This window comes from Luteibacter sp. (assembly GCF_035539195.1).
Classification (GTDB): Bacteria; Pseudomonadota; Gammaproteobacteria; order Xanthomonadales; family Rhodanobacteraceae; genus Luteibacter.
In genome coordinates this window covers 130,800-147,393 of sequence record NZ_DATLIW010000009.1, presented here as the reverse complement: position 1 = coordinate 147,393, position 16,594 = coordinate 130,800, and the positions used below count along the sequence as shown (strand labels likewise).

General features: G+C 62.5%; 13 protein-coding genes. 10 read left to right on the top strand and 3 right to left on the bottom strand.

What is annotated here, in order from left to right:
- The first annotated feature begins 63 nt into the window (after window positions 1-63).
- The 4 genes from VM621_RS02900 to VM621_RS02885 are packed head-to-tail and all read left to right on the top strand — an operon-like array spanning window position 64 to window position 5,910.
- Window positions 64-1,671 (top strand): electron transfer flavoprotein-ubiquinone oxidoreductase, encoded by a 1,608-nt coding sequence (locus VM621_RS02900; protein WP_325467488.1) that lies wholly within the window; start codon window positions 64-66, stop codon window positions 1,669-1,671.
- Entirely contained in the window at window positions 1,590-2,942 is a 1,353-nt protein-coding gene (locus tag VM621_RS02895) for a glycosyltransferase (protein WP_325467487.1), read from the top strand. The genes VM621_RS02900 and VM621_RS02895 overlap by 82 nt, the downstream gene beginning before the upstream one ends.
- Window positions 2,939-3,175, top strand: coding sequence for a hypothetical protein (locus VM621_RS02890; RefSeq protein ID WP_325467486.1), 237 nt, complete (start codon window positions 2,939-2,941; stop codon window positions 3,173-3,175). The genes VM621_RS02895 and VM621_RS02890 overlap by 4 nt, the downstream gene beginning before the upstream one ends.
- The gene (locus VM621_RS02885) at window positions 3,172-5,910 is read left to right on the top strand and encodes a glycosyltransferase family 1 protein (RefSeq protein ID WP_325467485.1); all 2,739 of its coding nucleotides are present in this window, start codon (window positions 3,172-3,174) and stop codon (window positions 5,908-5,910) included. The genes VM621_RS02890 and VM621_RS02885 overlap by 4 nt, the downstream gene beginning before the upstream one ends.
- Before the next feature lie 40 nt (window positions 5,911-5,950).
- On the opposite strand, the gene VM621_RS02880 is transcribed toward VM621_RS02885, so the two are convergent.
- Genes VM621_RS02880 through VM621_RS02870 form a run of 3 tightly spaced genes read right to left on the bottom strand, consistent with a single transcriptional unit; the run spans window position 5,951 to window position 10,301 of the window.
- Window positions 5,951-8,260: a hypothetical protein gene (locus tag VM621_RS02880; protein WP_325467484.1), complete on the bottom strand. Its 2,310-nt coding sequence runs from the start codon at window positions 8,258-8,260 to the stop codon at window positions 5,951-5,953.
- A complete protein-coding gene (locus tag VM621_RS02875) occupies window positions 8,257-9,231 on the bottom strand; it encodes a lysylphosphatidylglycerol synthase transmembrane domain-containing protein (RefSeq protein WP_325467483.1) in 975 nt (324 codons plus the stop codon). Before VM621_RS02875 ends, VM621_RS02880 begins: the two co-directional genes overlap by 4 nt.
- Window positions 9,228-10,301 carry a glycosyltransferase family 4 protein gene (locus VM621_RS02870; protein ID WP_325467482.1) on the bottom strand — a complete coding sequence of 358 codons (1,074 nt, stop codon included), beginning with the start codon at window positions 10,299-10,301 and terminating at the stop codon, window positions 9,228-9,230. The genes VM621_RS02875 and VM621_RS02870 overlap by 4 nt, the downstream gene beginning before the upstream one ends.
- A gap of 354 nt (window positions 10,302-10,655) precedes the next feature.
- Here VM621_RS02870 and VM621_RS02865 point away from each other — a divergent pair, with 354 nt between their 5' ends.
- The 6 genes from VM621_RS02865 to VM621_RS02840 all read left to right on the top strand — a co-directional run bounded on the left by VM621_RS02865 (window position 10,656) and on the right by VM621_RS02840 (window position 16,592).
- Window positions 10,656-11,609 (top strand): glycosyltransferase family 2 protein, encoded by a 954-nt coding sequence (locus VM621_RS02865; protein WP_325467481.1) that lies wholly within the window; start codon window positions 10,656-10,658, stop codon window positions 11,607-11,609.
- Window positions 11,610-11,744: 135 nt separating this feature from the next.
- Window positions 11,745-12,491 carry an electron transfer flavoprotein subunit beta/FixA family protein gene (locus VM621_RS02860; protein WP_107912800.1) on the top strand — a complete coding sequence of 249 codons (747 nt, stop codon included), beginning with the start codon at window positions 11,745-11,747 and terminating at the stop codon, window positions 12,489-12,491.
- A gap of 22 nt (window positions 12,492-12,513) precedes the next feature.
- Window positions 12,514-13,458, top strand: a complete 945-nt coding sequence (locus tag VM621_RS02855) for an electron transfer flavoprotein subunit alpha/FixB family protein (RefSeq protein WP_325467480.1) — start codon at window positions 12,514-12,516, stop codon at window positions 13,456-13,458.
- A 136-nt stretch (window positions 13,459-13,594) separates the two neighbouring features.
- Window positions 13,595-14,698, top strand: coding sequence for a CDP-glucose 4,6-dehydratase (gene rfbG, locus VM621_RS02850; RefSeq protein ID WP_325467479.1), 1,104 nt, complete (start codon window positions 13,595-13,597; stop codon window positions 14,696-14,698).
- Complete coding sequence (locus VM621_RS02845; protein WP_325467478.1) at window positions 14,695-15,636, top strand: NAD(P)-dependent oxidoreductase; 942 nt, start codon at window positions 14,695-14,697, stop codon at window positions 15,634-15,636. Before rfbG ends, VM621_RS02845 begins: the two co-directional genes overlap by 4 nt.
- On the top strand, window positions 15,633-16,592 hold the full coding sequence (locus VM621_RS02840) for a glycosyltransferase family 2 protein (RefSeq protein ID WP_325467477.1): 960 nt from the start codon (window positions 15,633-15,635) through the stop codon (window positions 16,590-16,592). The genes VM621_RS02845 and VM621_RS02840 overlap by 4 nt, the downstream gene beginning before the upstream one ends.
- Window positions 16,593-16,594 lie beyond the last annotated feature (2 nt).

Genomic DNA, 16,594 nt, shown 5'->3' with positions numbered 1-16,594 from the left:
GCGGGGGAAGCCGGACAATGCCGGGTTGACCCCTGTCGCCAGCCAAGATTGAGTGAGCCAGCCATGAGCGAACGCGAAACCATGGAATACGACCTCGTCGTCGTCGGGGCCGGCCCCGCCGGACTGGCGTTCGCGATGCGTACGAAACAGCTCAATCCGGAGATCACCGTCTGTGTGATCGAGAAGGCCTCCACCATCGGGGCGCAGATCCTCTCGGGCGCGGTCATCGAGACCGCGCCGCTGGACCGACTGCTACCCGAGTGGCGTAACAGTCCGCCGCCGGTGTGCGTCCCGGTGACGAAGGACGAATTCTGGCTGCTGCGCGATCACGCCTCGGGCACCAAGTTGCCGGTGACGCCGCCGCAGATGAACAACCACGGCAACGTGATCGTCAGCCTGGGCGCGCTGTGCGCGTGGCTGGCCCCACAGGCCGAAGCGCTCGGCGTGGACGTTTTCCCCGGCTATGCCGCGTCCGAGGCGCTGTTCGACGAGGCCGGCGCGGTGAACGGGGTGCGCATCGGCGATATGGGCGTGGCGCGCGACGGTACGCACAAGCCCGGCTACACCGAAGGTATCGACATCCGCGCCAAGGTCACCGTGCTGGCCGAAGGCTGCCGCGGCCACATCGGCAAGTCGCTGATCAAGCATTTCGACCTGGACAAGGACAGCGATCCGCAGACCTACGGCATCGGCATCAAGGAACTCTGGCAGCTGCCTCCGGGTCGTGGCGAGGCAGGCAAGGTGGTGCACACCGCCGGCTGGCCGCTGGCCAATGACACCTACGGTGGCAGCTTCCTCTATCACCTGGACAAGGATCGCGTCGCAGTCGGGTTTGTCGTCGGCCTCGATTATCCCGACCCGACGTTCTCGCCGTTCGAGGCGTTCCAGCAGTTCAAGCACCACCCGAACGTGAAGGGCCTGCTCGAGGGCGGCAGTATCCTCTCGGCCGGCGCGCGCGCGATCATCGAGGGCGGGTTCCAGTCGCTGCCCAAGGTCGAGATGCCTGGCGCGATCCTGATCGGCGACTCCGCCGGCCTGGTCAACGTGCCGAAGATCAAGGGCACCCATCAGGCGATCGCCTCGGGCATGCTCGCCGCGGAGCACCTGGCCGCGAACACGCTCGATCCGGCCGGCTGGGACGCGAAGCTGCGCGCCTCGGCCGTGATGAGCGAGCTGAAGAAGGTGCGTAACATCCGTCCCGGCTTCAACAAGGGTCTCTGGTTCGGCCTCATCAATGCCGCCTGGGAAACCGTGACCGGCGGTCGTTCGCCGTGGACGATGAAGAACCACGCGGACTGGTCGTCGCTGGACAAGCTCGGCCAGTACGAAGCCGCGAAGAAGGATTACGTGGACCGCACGCTGGCCCCGCGCGATCGCCTGGCCAGCGTCTACTTCGCCGCCACCGAGCACGACGAGGACCAGCCGGTGCACCTGAAGGTGGCCGATACCTCCATCTGTATCGAACGCTGCACCACCGAATACGGCAATCCCTGCGAGAAGTTCTGCCCGGCGGGCGTCTACGAAATCGTCCAGGACGACGCCGGCAAGCGCTTGCAGATCAACTCGGCCAATTGCGTGCATTGCAAGACATGCGACATCAAGGATCCCTACCAGATCATCACCTGGGTGACGCCGGAAGGTGGCTCGGGGCCGAATTACCAGAACCTCTGATGGATATTGGGTGGAAGCTGCGGCGGATAAGCCATTTGCTACGCCGTGTGAAGGGCAGCATCGCTATTCGCGGCTGGCGCGGGACGTTGCGGCGAATGATGCGCGATCGTGGCGTCGACGCCAAGGCGACTTACGAAGACTTAAGTCCCATCGTTCTGCGTGAGCCGACCGGCGGCAGCACCACCCGAAGAATCCTCGTCATTGAAAGGATGACGCCTGATCCGACGCGTGACTCCGGCTCGATGCGCCTGTGCCAGATATTCGAACTGCTTAATGCCGATGGCTGGCATGTCGACTTCATCGCGGATGACGCCGATGCGACGGCGCGTGATGTGGCGTGCCTCGCCGAACTCGGAGTCCAGGTTCATCGCAGTGGTCCCGCCGCGTGGATGCGCGAGCACGGCGGCACACTGGACGCCATCATGCTCTGCCGCCTGCCGGTGGCCGACCAGTATCTCGCCCTCGCCCGCCGCGTGGCGCCACGGGCTCGTATCGTCTTCGACACCGTGGACCTCCACTATATACGCGAAGAACGCGCCGCGACGCTGACGTTGAACGCCTCGCTCGCTCGCCAGGCCGCACGATCGCGCCGGCGAGAGCTGGCGATGGTCGAGCGTGCCGACGTGACTCTTGTCGTCAGCGAAGACGAACGAGACATTCTCACGAACGAGGCGCCGCATTCGCGCGTCGAGCTCGTTAGCAACATCCACGACGTTGCTGGGCGAGCGGCAGCCTTCGACTCGCGAAGTGGCCTGCTTTTCGTAGGTGGCTTTGGACACCCACCGAACGAGGACGCCGTGCGCTGGTTCTCCACGCATGTGTTGCCCAAGGTGCGCGAACGCGACCCGTCGATCATCTTCCATGTGGTCGGCGACATCGACGACACCACGCGTCGCGCTATCCAACGCGAAGGCATGGCGATCCATGGTCGTGTCGAAGACCTTGCACCCATCCTTGCGGGGACGCGGATTTCCGTGGCGCCGTTGCGGTTCGGGGCGGGCGTCAAAGGCAAGGTAAACCAGGCGATGAGCCACGGATTGCCTGTGGTAGTGACGACGCTGGCGGCGGAGGGAATGTACCTGCAGGACGGGGTGGACGCATTGATCCATGACGAAGCGCAGGCTATGGCGGACGCGATCGATCGCGTTTATCACGACGAGGCGCTGTGGCTGCGGCTATCCGATGCCGGGTTGGAAAATGTCCGCCGCCACTTCTCCGTCGAGGGTGCGCGTGCGGCGTTGCGCCGCGCACTGGATGAGCCACCGGCATGAACGCCTTGTTCCGGCGCGGCCTCCGCAACCTCCTCCATTTCCTGGGACGCCACCCCGCGCTCAAGCGTGCGATCGTCGACCTCGTGTACCGATTTCCCGCACTCGACGGCAAGCTGCGCACCGCGGCCCATCGGGCCATCCATCCCGAGGCGGCACTCGATGTGGACGCGTCGCGGCTGCCTGATGCGAGCCGGCGTGCCTACGACCGGATGCGCGGGGATCCCAGGAAGTGAAGATCGTCATCGACATGCAGGGCGTGCAGACCGACAGCCGACACCGTGGCATTGGTCGGTATTGCATGTCGGTGACTCGTGCGTTCGCCGGACTATCTCACGGCGTGCATGACACCACGGTCTTGTTCAATGCGGCGCTCGATGGCGTCGACGAGGCGATCGACGCGCTGGCCGACGGTCGCGAGCACGTCCGACGGCGCACCGTCGGCCCACTACGGAATACATCGTTCGACGATCACGCGAACGACGCACGGCGCGAGGCAGCCGAGCGTATATTCACACATGCCCTTGATGTGGAGAGGCCCGACGTCGTCTGGCTCGGCAGTGTCATCGAGGGACTCAACGACGACGCGTTGGTCCCACACGAGCTGCCCCAGGCATTCACCGTGGCGACGCTGTACGACCTCATCCCCCTGCACGACCCAAGGCAACTCGGCCAAGCGAGGCCCCGTGACTGGTATATGCATCGGATCGAGGTGCTGAAACGCTGCGACCTGCTGCTCGCCATTTCCGAGTGGGTACGCTCCGACGCGATCGAACGGCTGGGCGTTGCCCCCGAACGGATCGTCGCCATCGGAGCTGGCGTCGACGCGCGTTTCGCACCGTCACCCCCTGGCGACAGTCACACGACGCTTCTGCAGGAACGCTTTGGCATCACGCGTCCCTTCATCATGTACAACGGCGGGTTCGACGCTCGGAAGAATGCTCTTGCGCTCGTCGAAGCATATGCATCCCTGCCCGACGCACTCCGAGCCAAACACACCCTTGTCCTCGTCGGACGCGTCGATGCCCTGGCAGCCGAGCGTATCGCCGAGACCATGGCTGCGACGCGCCTACGGGCGAACGATGTGGTGTTCACCGGTTACGTAACGGATGCGGAACTCGTCCGCCTCTACCAAGCGTGTTCGCTTTTTGTCTTTCCTTCGACGCGAGAGGGTTTTGGCCTTCCGCCCCTGGAAGCGATGGCATGCGGCGCACCGACCATCGTCAACGATGCCACCAGCCTACCCGAAGTCGTCGGAAGTCCAGACGCGATGTTCGACGCGACCCAACCCAGCGCGATGAGCGCCCGCATGGAAGCTGTGCTGACCGATGCCGAGTTGGCAGTGCGCCTGCGCCGCCAGGGACTCGAACGCGCCTCGCAATTCAGTTGGCAGGCGGTTGCCGCGCGTGCGTGTGCAGCAATCGAATCCGCAGTCGTCGGAGTCGGTCGCAAGGTCCGCGAGAGCACTATTCGCTCCCTACCGCGTTTGCCGCATTATCGGGTGAACGCGACAAATGTGGCCGAGACCCTGCCTCGGCTGCGACGGTGGCCAGGTAGCGTGGCATGGTCGGGCCCGCTGCCCGACGCCGGCCCGGCGCTCGCCGCCGACCGGTATCGCCTGGGTGGGTATGCGCGATTGCGGGGGGCGACGTCCGCGGCCGACTGGCTTACTTTGCTGGAGGAGGAAGACACCGGCTTAGCGCGAAACCACGCGCTGGCGCAGCAGTGCGTGGTCGAACAGGCGATCGCCGCGTCGGTCGCGCCCGTTCTGTCGGATGACGATCTCGCCCGCGTCGCGGACGCTTTGACCCGGGCGGCGCCAGGCAAGCACGTTCGCTGGCTTGTCGACGTGACCCATATCGCCGCGAACGACCTGGGCACGGGAGTTCACCGTGTCGTCCGCTCGATCCTGCGCGAGTGGCTCGCCCACCCGCCAGAAGGTGTGCGGATCGAACCGGTCGCGTACCGCGAGGGGCGTTTCCACCACGCCCATGACTATGCGTGCCGGCTGATCGGAATCGATCCGCCTGGCGACTTGCCCGACGACATCGTGGCCATTACCGGGAACGAAGTGTACGTCGGACTGGACTGGGCGATGGAAAGCCTGCCTTCCAGCGCGCCGCTTTTGCGCACCTGGCGGCGGGCCGGCGTACCCGTACATTTCATCGTCTACGACCTTCTGCCGATCACGATGCCATGGGCGTTCCATGCACAGTCCCAGGAGCGTTTCACGGAGTGGATGACGACGATTGCCGACGTTGGCGATGCGCTGCATTGCATCTCGCGCACGACGGCCGGTGAAGTCGCGACATGGCTGGGAGAGCACACGACCGGACGTCAGCCGGTCATCACCAGCTTCGAACTCGGCGCCGAGGCGGGCAAGGAGCGCCGGAGCGGTAGTCTCGACTCACGCCTCGAGCACGCCATGTGCGCACGACCCTCGTTGTTGATGGTCGGTACAGTCGAACCGCGCAAGGGGCATGAGCAGGTACTGGATGCCATGGAGCTGCTTTGGGAATCGGGCGCGGACATCGGCCTGATCATCGTGGGCCACCGCGGCTGGCTCGTGAAGGAACTCGCCGAGCGACTCCAGATGCATGCAGAGAAGGGCAAGCGCCTGTTCTGGCTTGACGATGCCGACGACGAGACACTGGAGACGGTATATAAGCGGGCTACCGCGCTCCTGGCTGCCTCGCATGGCGAAGGCTATGGACTACCCCTCATCGAAGCGGCGCAGCGAGGCAAGCCGGTTATCGCAAGATCGCTGTCCGTATTCAGGGAAGTTGCGGGTGATTACCCCTCGTATTTTCACACCGATACCCCCGAGGGACTTGCAACCTTTCTGGCTCGATGGATTGTCGACCGCCCGCTTGCCGGAAGCCACCCCGTCTGGCGATCGTGGAAGGAGAGCGCGGCCTCTCTCCAGGACGCGATCAAAGCCAACTCGGGCCCCGGTTCGCCGACAGGATAACGGTCTCGCCATGTGGGAGCGGCCCATCTGCCGGAACGCGTCATGGCTGAAAGTCGATTCGTTTCAGCGAAATGCCTAGAACACGCGCGTCGACACTGACTCCCAGCGCGGAGGGAGAGGTCGCCGCAGGCACAGCGACATTCACCGTGACGACGCGCTCGCCTTTCGGAATGACGAGCGCCAACTCGTGCTCGCCCTCGTCGACCATCGTGGCGGAAGATGCGACCGCAGGCCGATTTGCCATGCTCAACAGCACGGTGACAGGTCGAGGGGCCGACGCGGAGAATGCAGCGAAGCGGAATACAGCCTTACATCCGTTCTCGACGCAGGAGGGCGGTACGGGCAAAGTCAGCACCGATTTGGCCTGTGACCAGCGGTTGAAAGGCTCCGGGGGATACCAACCCTCACCGAGAACCAGTCCCGCCGCCTTCTCGTCACGCACGATGTCGATCGGGAACGTTACGTCGGACAAGATGCGTAACCTCGCCCTTTCCCGGCCCGCCGCATCGGAATATTTCCGCTTAAGGGTAATCAGGGCAAATAGCGGCTGAGAATCGACATCGAGAAATTCGTCACCACTCAAGGCGGCGACAGTCGCGGCGTCCTTGGCCCGGATCTGATCGGGACAGAGGAAATCGGCGCGCCGATAGATGTCTAGTGTGAACTTCGAGAAGCCCCGAGCTTCCGCCACGCACGGCCACATGTGTGCGGCCCAAAGGCTGTTGAAATATGGAACGATCACGACATCGACATCGCCCTCAAGCAGGGCGCTACGTATTCTCGGAACATCGGTGGCGTCAAAGCGATTCATGTCAAACTGACGCAGCCCGGTTGGCCACGCACCGCGGGCAATCTCGATCTGTTTGTCGCCGCCGATGTTGTAAGACACGACACGCAGCTTGGGGCTGAGATAATTTGCCATGACATCATTGGTGTAGGGCACGAAGAAGACCCGTGAACCCGGCGCCACGCGGGCGGCGAGTGGCAGGACGACGTCGCGGTCGATCGTCGAGAAATCCCGGTGGAATGCCTTGTAATCGCCCCATAGCGCGAGCGGATGGGGCGCGCCCATGGCGATCAGCAACAGATACAGCGCACCCCATTGCCACGCACGCGGGCATGTCGAGCTTGCGGCCTTCATGGCGACAAGCCCCCACATCCCAAGAAGGAACAGAGCCTCCCACCGATACGGGGCTCGCATGCTCTTCAGTCCCGGAACGTGCTCTGAAAGAATCGCGCTGCCCGTAGGCATAAGGCCCTGATGAGCCGACATCAGCGGACCAGCCATGCCGTCGGGCTTGACGCTGTCGATCTTGATCGTCGGACCGAGCGCCATGTAAAGACCGAACAACGCGATCGCCAACATGGCCCACGTACGAGGAGGGCGCGCGCGCATGGAAATCATGCAATAGAGGCCCGCCGCTGCAAGCGGCAGGGCAAATGTGGTGGTCCATACCGAGGCATCGCCAAAATAGAGTGCCTCGCTGCGAGCCCGTGCCCAGCCCAGCAGATCCCAGAGCCAGAACTCACCGCTCGTCGGCATCGCGGCGAAGGCCAGATCGAGCGACCAGCCACGGAAGAAATCCAACGGTGAAGGCTCGAAGCCGGTACGGCCGACATAGCGGGTGTAGACGAGAAATGCGGCAATGAAGCCTGCCGCGTACACCGGAGCCGCAAACCCGACAAGTCTTGCTCGGCTGCCATCGTTCGTCATCGTGCGGAACACGAAGAGGACCGAGGCTGCGGTCACAAACATCATGAAACTGTAGCCATCCATGAAGATCGCAACGGTGCACAGTGCGATGAACCAGGCGACGCGGCGCGAGCGCGCGAGCAAAGGAAGAGCGCCGGCATCCAGGATGGCCAGGGAGCTCGACACGTACAAAGGAAGCATCCCCAGACCGAGCCCCAGCGAAGAGTACCCCTGGTGTGCCCAAACCATGGGCAGGCTCATCCACACAGTCGCCGAGAGCACGGCGATGCACTCACGAGCACCGAGCATACGGGTCAACCGGTACGCGCCGGCGTATCCCACCGTGAGCCATAAGGCCACTGCAAGCGAGTACGCATCAGCGGCTCCTGTGCCGAACCGGATCGGCCAAGCGGCAGCCCATGCCAACGGCAAACCCGTCGCCAGGGCCGCTGGGACTGGATAACCGAAGGCGTGCCCGTAGACCGAGTACCAATGTTGATTCGCAAACGCCTGCGCGTAGCCCATCATCGAGGCGGCCTGCCCGAGCGTGGGTGTCGCAATGAAGGGAACGGCACCGTTAACGAACAGCGTCCAGAGCAAACCTGCGATAGACAAGACCGTCACGGCGATAGCGTGACGGGCGATGACGTTCCTCATTGGCTTATTTCCTGCGGAGGCTGCGGCGATCGTGACTGTGCAGACCGCCATACCCAGCCAATCACGAACGCAAGGACGTCGGCCAGCGTTGTCGCAAGCCGGCATGTGACGCTTAGGGCGAGTGCCGTTCCTTCGCCAACGATCGGCGTGAAAAGGAGGACCATTATGGACTCGCGAACGCCGATGCCAGCGGGGGCGCCAGGTAACGCGAACCCAGCCAGCCACGCGAGCGCGAAGAACCCGCTGACCTGGAGCAACGGCGCCGGCGGGGCACCAAACAGATAATGCGACTGCCATTGCAGCACGCCGCCCATGCACAGCGAGCACGCCACGTAGAGGAACGAGACCTGAAGCGCCGCCAGCCAGCCGGGCGGGCTGATACCGTTCTCACCGAACACTCTCACGACAAGACCTGGCACGAAACGCTTGGCCAACGTAATGCTCAGCCAGGGCGAGGCAAGCAGCCCTAGGAAGCAGATCATGAGCCCGGTCGCATTTGCCCATGGTGGGAGGAACGAAAGACCAGCATCAAAGAAGAGACAAAGCGACAGCGCGGCCAAACCTAGTGCCGTGCCGGCGCCCCATAGGGCCTCCGTCACCATTGTCGCCAATGTCACAGGAACCGGAATGCCCATATCCCTGCCCAGCACAACGCGTCCTACATACTGTCCGACGTTGCCGGGCAGGTACTTCCCGAACTGAGCGACCAGGTACAGGCTGAGGACGCGCTCCCATGGAAAGCGAATCGCCTGATCGCGGAGCAGCACCTGCCAGATGACCCCCGACAGTACGATGGCGAAGGCCGCGAAGACGGTAGAGGCGATACCGACCGCTACCGTACTGGCGTCCCACGCGACGTGCGGCATGTGGCCGGCATGTACAACAACGCGTTGGATGAAGAAGCCCATCGCCGTAGCGCCGACCAGCCAGCCGAGTACTCTCTTCACGAGGGAGCGGCTTGCGTCCTTCATTCGCCCATCCGATAAGCATCGATCGTTTGCTCGGCGACCGCCGCCCACGAAAATTTCATGGAAACGACGTGTTGCGCCCGTCCGATGAATGCGCGTCGCTCCGCGCTCGTCCATCGTTCGATCTCACGGATTTTTGCTGCCCAGGTGACGGCGTCTCCTGCCGGCAGCAAAAAGCCGGTCTCCCCATCCACGACAGCGTCCACGATGCCTTCGATGCCGCTGGCGAGCAGCACGCCGCCATCGGCCGCGGCTTCCAGAGCAGTCAGGCCGAAGCCTTCGGCGTCCAACCCATCGGAAGGAATGTTGGGCATGACGATGACCGTCGCCTCGCGCCGGAGAGCATGCAGCGCATCATCCGATACGAAATCACGGTACTCAATTCTCTCCGACCCCTGCAGTGCTTCCATTTCCCGAACGTCCCAGCATTTACCGACAACGACAAGTCGCAGAGGCGGCGGCAACAGCGGCAGAACTTCGCGCGCGAACCATGCAGCGCCCTTACGTCGCACCAATCGTCCGACGAAGAGCACGAACGGACGGGACGCGGGCGCCTCCACCGCCGCCGGCAGTGGCGACGGTGCATCCACGCCAAGCGTCACGACGATGACGTCGCTGAAACCGGCTTCTCGACACAACGCGGCAGTGGCCCGCGAAATCGCGATGACGCGTGCAGAGCGACGGGTCAGTCTAACGCCAAGCTTCAGATACCGACGGTATATCCATGGCAGCGCACCCCGCCTTCGGCCGTAAATCAGGTCGAGGCCATACGCTGTCATGGCGACCCGTGGTGCGGACTTCGCCCACCGCGCGATCAGCGCCAGCGGCCACAGAACAAGGTCACCAATGTGAACCACGTCTACTTTTCGCCGCATGAGCAGCCCCACGGATTTCACGAGGAACATCGCAAGTGAAATCATGCCGGGCGGAGTTCCATCCGCGCGACCGGCCAACGTCTTTACTTCAAGGACTGTGCGTGCCGCGAGTGCCTCGGTCAGCTTGATCGAGTACGTCTCCATACCACCGACGGCAGGTGCCCATTTGCGAGTAATGAAAAGGACACGCTGGTGCATCGGGCAAAGATTCCGTGTTGAGATATTTCTCAGTGAGGCCTGCGGCAAAAGGCTTTCCCATAGCCAGAAGAACCAAGTCGACGCTCATTGTGCCCTGAGCGGCGCAGCCACTGCTTTCGTCAACGCATGCGACCGCGAGGCGTTGTCTTACGGAAAGTCTGCGTGAAGATCGCAAAAAAAATCGGCCGACGACGGACTTTCCTGCGTGACGTAGGCACCGGCGATCTCCGTCATCACTGACATAAAAATGAAATATATTATATGTTTGAGCCCCTGTAACGCTTTTAAGTGCGGGATTTACGAATGGCTCGCCATGGAGGGAACGATGACAGCCGACCGATACCAGGGGCCGTTATGAAGCTGATAATTCAGATTCCGTGCCTCAACGAGGCCCAGACTCTGGCGATCGCGCTCGCTGATCTGCCGCGGGAAGTGCGGGGTTTTGATTCTGTCGAGTGGCTCGTCATCGACGATGGTTCAAGCGACGATACGGCGCAGATCGCCATCGCGAATGGCGTGGACCACGTGGTTCGCCACTCCGTAAACAAGGGGCTGGCCGAGGCGTTCATGACTGGCCTCGACGCGTGCCTGCGGCTTGGGGCGGATGTGATCGTCAATACCGACGCGGACAACCAATACAACGGAGCGGATATTCCGTGCCTGACCGCTCCAATTATCGCTGGTAACGCGGAGATCGTGATCGGTGCTCGCCCCATAGGGGAGACCGAACATTTCTCCTGGATCAAGAAGCGACTGCAACGGGTTGGCAGTTGGGCTGTTCGTGTCGCCAGCCGCACGGATGTCGCCGACGCACCGAGCGGCTTCCGTGCGATCTCGCGGGAAGCGGCGATGCGCCTGAATGTTTTCAACGCTTACACATACACGCTTGAAACCATCATTCAGGCGGGCCAGAGCAACATGCGCGTGGTCTCGGTGCCGATCAGAACAAATCCCGATCTGCGCCCGTCGCGCCTGGTCAGAAGCATCTACATTTACGTCAAGCGATCGCTGCTTACGATCCTGCGCATGTTCATCATCTACCGTCCCCTCGCGTTCTTTGCGTGGCTCGGCGGCGTTTTTGGCTTCGCCGGGTTCGTCGCGGGCGTGAGGTTCCTGTACTACTACATCAGCGGCTCCGGCGAGGGCCACATCCAGTCGGTGATTTTCAGCGCGCTGTGCATCCTGGTCGGGCTCATCCTGTTCATGATGGGCCTGATCGGCGACCTTATTGCGACGAACAGGAAACTCCTGGAACGGGTGGATGTCCGGCTGCAGCACCTGGAACATCACGACAACCACGTCAAGTAGAGCCGGCGCCAGGCGCCAGGCAGTCAGGTGCTATTGCGACGCACGATGCCGCATGCCGCCACCGCGTTATAATCCTGGGTCACCTCGTCCATCTGTCGCCGGGCCTCGGCCCGAACGTCTGCCAAAGGGCCCTAAATGAAGATTCTGGTCGGTTATAAGCGCGTCGTGGACTATAACGTCCGCATCCAGGTGAAGCCTGACGGCACCGGGGTGGTAACGGACGGCGTCAAGCTCTCCGCCAACCCGTTCGACGATATCGCCCTCGAAGAGGCCCTGCGCCTGCGTGAGAAGGGCGTGGCCGAGGAAGTGATCGTGGTCGGTATCGGCCCGGCGGACCTCACGGCCCACCTGCGCAACGGCCTGGCCATGGGCGCCAACCGCGCCATTCACGTCCAGACCGCCGATGCCGTCTCGCCGCTGACCGCCGCCCGCACCTTTCTCAAGCTGATTGAGAAAGAGCAGCCTGGTCTGGTGATTCTTGGCAAGCAGGCCATCGACGACGACGCCAACCAGACCGGCCAGATGCTGGCGGCCCTGTGGGACCGCCCCCAGGCCACCTTCGCCAGCAAGGTCGAGATTGCCGACGGCAAGGCCACGGTCACCCGCGAAGTGGATGCCGGCCTGGAGACGATCGAAGCGGACCTCCCCGCGGTTATCACGACCGACCTGCGCCTGAACGAGCCGCGCTTCATCAAGCTGCCGGACATCATGAAGGCCAAGGCCAAGCCCATCGACGTGATCGAGCTGGGCTCGCTGGGCATCGATGCCGCGGACCACATCAAGACCACGCACTATGCCGCCCCGGCCAAGCGCACGAAGGGCGTGATGGTGAAGGACGCCGCCGAGCTCGTCGCGGCCCTCAAGCAGAAGGGCCTGCTGTAAAGCAGCCGACCGGAGAATCGACATGTCCAAGATCCTCGTTATCGCCGAACACCTCGACGGCAAACTCAATGGCGCCACGGCTCGTGCCGTCAGTGCCGCCGTTGCCGCCAAGCCGGAATCCATCGACGTCATCGTCCTGTCCGACGCCCCCGACACCGTCGCCGCCGAAGCCGCGAAGATCGACGGCGTCAGCAAGGTGCTTACCGTGGCGCGTGCCGAAAACGCGCATACTCTCGCTGCCATCCTCGCGCCGCAGATCGCCAAGGCCGCGGCCGGCTACTCGCACGTCTTCGCCCCCTCCACCACCTTCGGCAAGGACCTCGCCCCGCGCGTGGCCGCCCTGCTCGGTGTGTCCCAGGTGAGCGACGTGATGAGCGTCGAAGGCGCGCACAGCTTCAAGCGCCCGATCTATGCCGGTAACGCCATCGTCACGGTGGAAGTGGACGCGGCCTCGACCGTCGTCGCCACGATCCGCACGGCCTCATGGCCTGCGGCCGCTTCTAACGGCAATGCGCCGGTCGAAGCGCTGACCGTCGATGCCGCCCTGCCCTCGCACACGCGCTTCGTGAACCTGCAGCAGGGCAAGAGCGACCGCCCGGACCTGCAGGGTGCGGCCAAGGTCGTCAGCGGCGGCCGCGGCGTGGGCTCGAAGGAAAACTTCGAGATCATCTACACGTTCGCCGACAAGATCGGTGCCGCCGTGGGTGCATCGCGCGCGGCGGTGGACGCCGGTTACTGCCCGAACGAGATGCAGGTCGGCCAGACCGGCAAGATCATCGCGCCGGAGTTGTACATGGCTATCGGCATCTCGGGTGCGATCCAGCATCTGACGGGTATCAAGGATGCCGGCACGATCGTCGCGATCAACAAGGATGGCGAGGCGCCGATCTTTGAGATTGCGGATATCGGCCTGGTGGGGGATCTGTTCAAGATCCTGCCTGAACTGGAAGCCGCTATCGGCCAGTGACGGCAGCCGATGCCGAGGGAAGCGGGACAAGCAGGACGCTCAAGCGTCTCGCTTGTCCCGGACTTACAATGCCATTGACGCCTTCGGAACGAGACAGGCATTCCGAATTCACGGCTTGACAAGGATACGTGTAACGATGCGAGCTACCGAACTTCTTGCCTTTGAGGCTGCACTCCGTGGCAAGCGGGTTTTCGTGACCGGCCACACGGGTTTCACTGGGAGCTGGGCGTGCTCGTGGCTGGCACAGATCGGTGTTGACATCTGCGGTTTCTCACTCGCCCCCGAAACGTCTCCGAGCCTGTGGGAAGAACTGGCCCTCCAGGGGAGTATGCGGTCAATCATTGGCGATATCTGTGATCGCGAGGCCCTGAACAAGGCCATTCTTGCGTTCGCCCCACAGGTGATCATTCACCTGGCTGCGCAGCCACTAGTCCGCCGTAGCTATCGCGAACCCTTTGAGACGTTTAATACAAACGTCATGGGCACGCTTAACGTACTCGAAGCCGCCCGTAGTGTTCCCGGTCTCGAAGCCATCGTCTGCGTGACGACAGACAAGGTCTACGAGAACAAGGAATGGCCGTGGCCCTATCGCGAGAACGATTCTCTCGGCGGGAAGGATCCGTACAGCGCATCCAAATCCGCCACTGAAATGGTGATTCAGAGTTATCAGTACGCTTTCCAGACGGCCGACGGTCATGCGCTCCCGGTCGCCACTGCACGGGGCGGCAATATCATCGGCGGGGGCGACTGGTCGGAGGACCGACTCGTTCCTGACTTCGTGAGAGCCGTCGCGAGCGGATCGGCGCTTACTCTGCGCTATCCCGACGCAACGCGTCCCTGGCAACACGTTCTTGCCCTTGTACAGGGCTACCTCATGCTTGCAGCGAAGCTCATGGAATCTCCCAAAGCCGCGGCTCGCAGTTGGAATCTGGGGCCCGCCGACGGGCGCGCGTTGACTGTGCGCGCCGTCTTGGAGAGCCTCTCGAAAACCTGGACCCGACCGAATCTCGAGTATCTGGATAACCCTGTAAAGGAGGCCCAGCTTCTGGCGCTCGATAGCACCCTTGCGCGTGACGTGCTTGGCTGGAGCCCCGCTTGGGACGTCGAGGAGACCATCGAGCGCACCGCTGCCTGGTATCGCGACTTCTACGTGGGCGAGCAAGGAGCGGCCGTGATTACAGCGGCTCAGATTTCGGCCTGGCGCGACACGTTGCTTGAACGTAAACACCACCCTGCATGACTCGCATCCTACTGACCGGCGGATCCGGATTTATCGGAAGCAGGTTCCTTGCGCATCTCGCGATCGCAAATATTGACGCGATTTCAGTCGGGCGCGGCGCGCTACGCAACGGCCATGAGACGACCACCGACCACCGTGTCGTCTCACGGCTTGCTGCGGAACAGGTGCGCGAGGCAGTCGGAGAAACGCCGATCGATGCAGTCGTCCACCTAGCCGCAGCGGGCGTGAGTCCCGGTGATCGAGATGTCGGCAATCTACGCACGATCAACGGGATGCTGCCGGGTGAACTCGTGGAGTTGGCACACGCTTTGGGAGCTAGGGGCTTCGTCATGTCCGGGAGTAATTCGGAATATGCCCGTTTCGACGGCGACCGCATCCGGGAAGACGCTCCGCTCGAGGCGACGAAGGTATACGGAGCGACGAAGGCCGCAGGCGCGCTCATGGCACTCGCGACCGGCGCAGCGTTGGGGTTGCCCTGCGCAAACCTACGCCTGTTCAACGTTTACGGTCCCGGTGAAGCTCAACATCGCCTGCTTCCGGCTCTCTTCAAGTCACTTCTCCAAGGTAAAGACGTTCCCCTTTCCCAGGGCCATCAGGTACGCGACTTTGTCCACGTCGACGACGCTTGCTCGGCCCTCATGGCAGCCCTTTTCGGGGTGATGAACGACACTCTTCCAACCGGCCATTACAACGTGTGTACCGGCGAAGGCACGAGCGTACGCACCTTTGCACTGGGTGTAGCGAATGCCATGAACGCGGATCCCTCGCTTCTTCGCTTCGGCATGATACCCATGCGCCCGGATGACCAACCCCAGGTCGTTGGTGATCCATCTGCCCTCGAGTCGCACACGGAATGGCGGCCGCGATTGTCCGTTATCGAGGGCATCGCTGAAACGCTCCGTGATTCTCATCTAGTCAAACGCGCTGGAATGCCATGACCTCACTACCGCTGATATCGATAGCTATTCCGGTTTATAACGAGGAAGGGAACATCGCGGCGCTGTATAGCCGGCTCGACGCACTCTCCGCCTCGGTGGCTGACGAATGCCGCCTGGAGTTCGTCTTTAGCGACAACAGCTCGACTGATGCGACATGGTGCATGCTCGAAGCCCTGGCGGCAGAAGATGAGCGCGTCAGGGCCATCCGGTTTTCGAAGAATTTCGGATTCCAGCGCTCCATCATGGCGAACTACCTGCATACCCGCGGCGATGCGGTCCTTCAGATCGACGCCGACCTGCAGGATCCACCCGAGCTATTGAAGGAGTTCCTTGCACTCTGGAAGCAGGGCTATCACGTCGTGTACGGCGTGCGCAGGTCGCGCCCGGAAGGCACGTTCATCCATTCGTTCCGAAAGCTGGGTTACTGGATCATCGACCGAATCAGCGAACACCCCATCCCACGCAATGCCGGCGATTTCCGGCTGGTCGACCGAAAAGTCATCCAGGCGCTTGAGAAGCAACGTTCGGCCGAGCCATATCTTCGCGGCCTCATCGCTGGCATGGGTTTTCGTCAGATCGGCGTAACCTATGACCGATCAGCACGCGTCGCTGGCTCGAGCAAGTTCGGTGTGGCGCAGTTGATGCGCCTGGGCCTCACCGGCGTATTCAATCACTCGCTGGTACCGCTCCGCCTTGCGACTGTGGCCGGGATCGTAATCCTATCGCTGTCCGCGCTCGGCACTGTGTATTACCTCGTGCTCAAGTTGCTTTTTCCGGACTTTCCGCGGGGGCTGGCTAGCCTACATATCCTCATCCTTTTCGGAATCGGCTTCCAGTCGTTGTTGCTTGGAATACTGGGAGAGTACTTGCTACGCATATACCGAATTCTTCGCAAAGAGCCCATCGCCATCGTCCAGGATTCGCTGAACCTGGATTCCGACGAAATCAAACTTTGAGT

Excerpts from the sequence above, each read along its gene's own strand:
- VM621_RS02870 (WP_325467482.1), bottom strand. The coding sequence starts at position 10,301 with ATGCACCAGCGTGTCCTTTTCATTACTCGCAAATGGGCACCTGCCGTC.
- VM621_RS02895 (WP_325467487.1), top strand. The coding sequence starts at position 1,590 with ATGCGACATCAAGGATCCCTACCAGATCATCACCTGGGTGACGCCGGA.
- VM621_RS02875 (WP_325467483.1), bottom strand. The coding sequence starts at position 9,231 with ATGAAGGACGCAAGCCGCTCCCTCGTGAAGAGAGTACTCGGCTGGCTG.
- rfbG (WP_325467479.1), top strand. The coding sequence starts at position 13,595 with ATGCGAGCTACCGAACTTCTTGCCTTTGAGGCTGCACTCCGTGGCAAG.
- VM621_RS02860 (WP_107912800.1), top strand. The coding sequence starts at position 11,745 with ATGAAGATTCTGGTCGGTTATAAGCGCGTCGTGGACTATAACGTCCGC.
- VM621_RS02855 (WP_325467480.1), top strand. The coding sequence starts at position 12,514 with ATGTCCAAGATCCTCGTTATCGCCGAACACCTCGACGGCAAACTCAAT.
- VM621_RS02900 (WP_325467488.1), top strand. The coding sequence starts at position 64 with ATGAGCGAACGCGAAACCATGGAATACGACCTCGTCGTCGTCGGGGCC.
- VM621_RS02865 (WP_325467481.1), top strand. The coding sequence starts at position 10,656 with ATGAAGCTGATAATTCAGATTCCGTGCCTCAACGAGGCCCAGACTCTG.
- VM621_RS02880 (WP_325467484.1), bottom strand. The coding sequence starts at position 8,260 with ATGAGGAACGTCATCGCCCGTCACGCTATCGCCGTGACGGTCTTGTCT.
- VM621_RS02840 (WP_325467477.1), top strand. The coding sequence starts at position 15,633 with ATGACCTCACTACCGCTGATATCGATAGCTATTCCGGTTTATAACGAG.
- VM621_RS02890 (WP_325467486.1), top strand. The coding sequence starts at position 2,939 with ATGAACGCCTTGTTCCGGCGCGGCCTCCGCAACCTCCTCCATTTCCTG.
- VM621_RS02845 (WP_325467478.1), top strand. The coding sequence starts at position 14,695 with ATGACTCGCATCCTACTGACCGGCGGATCCGGATTTATCGGAAGCAGG.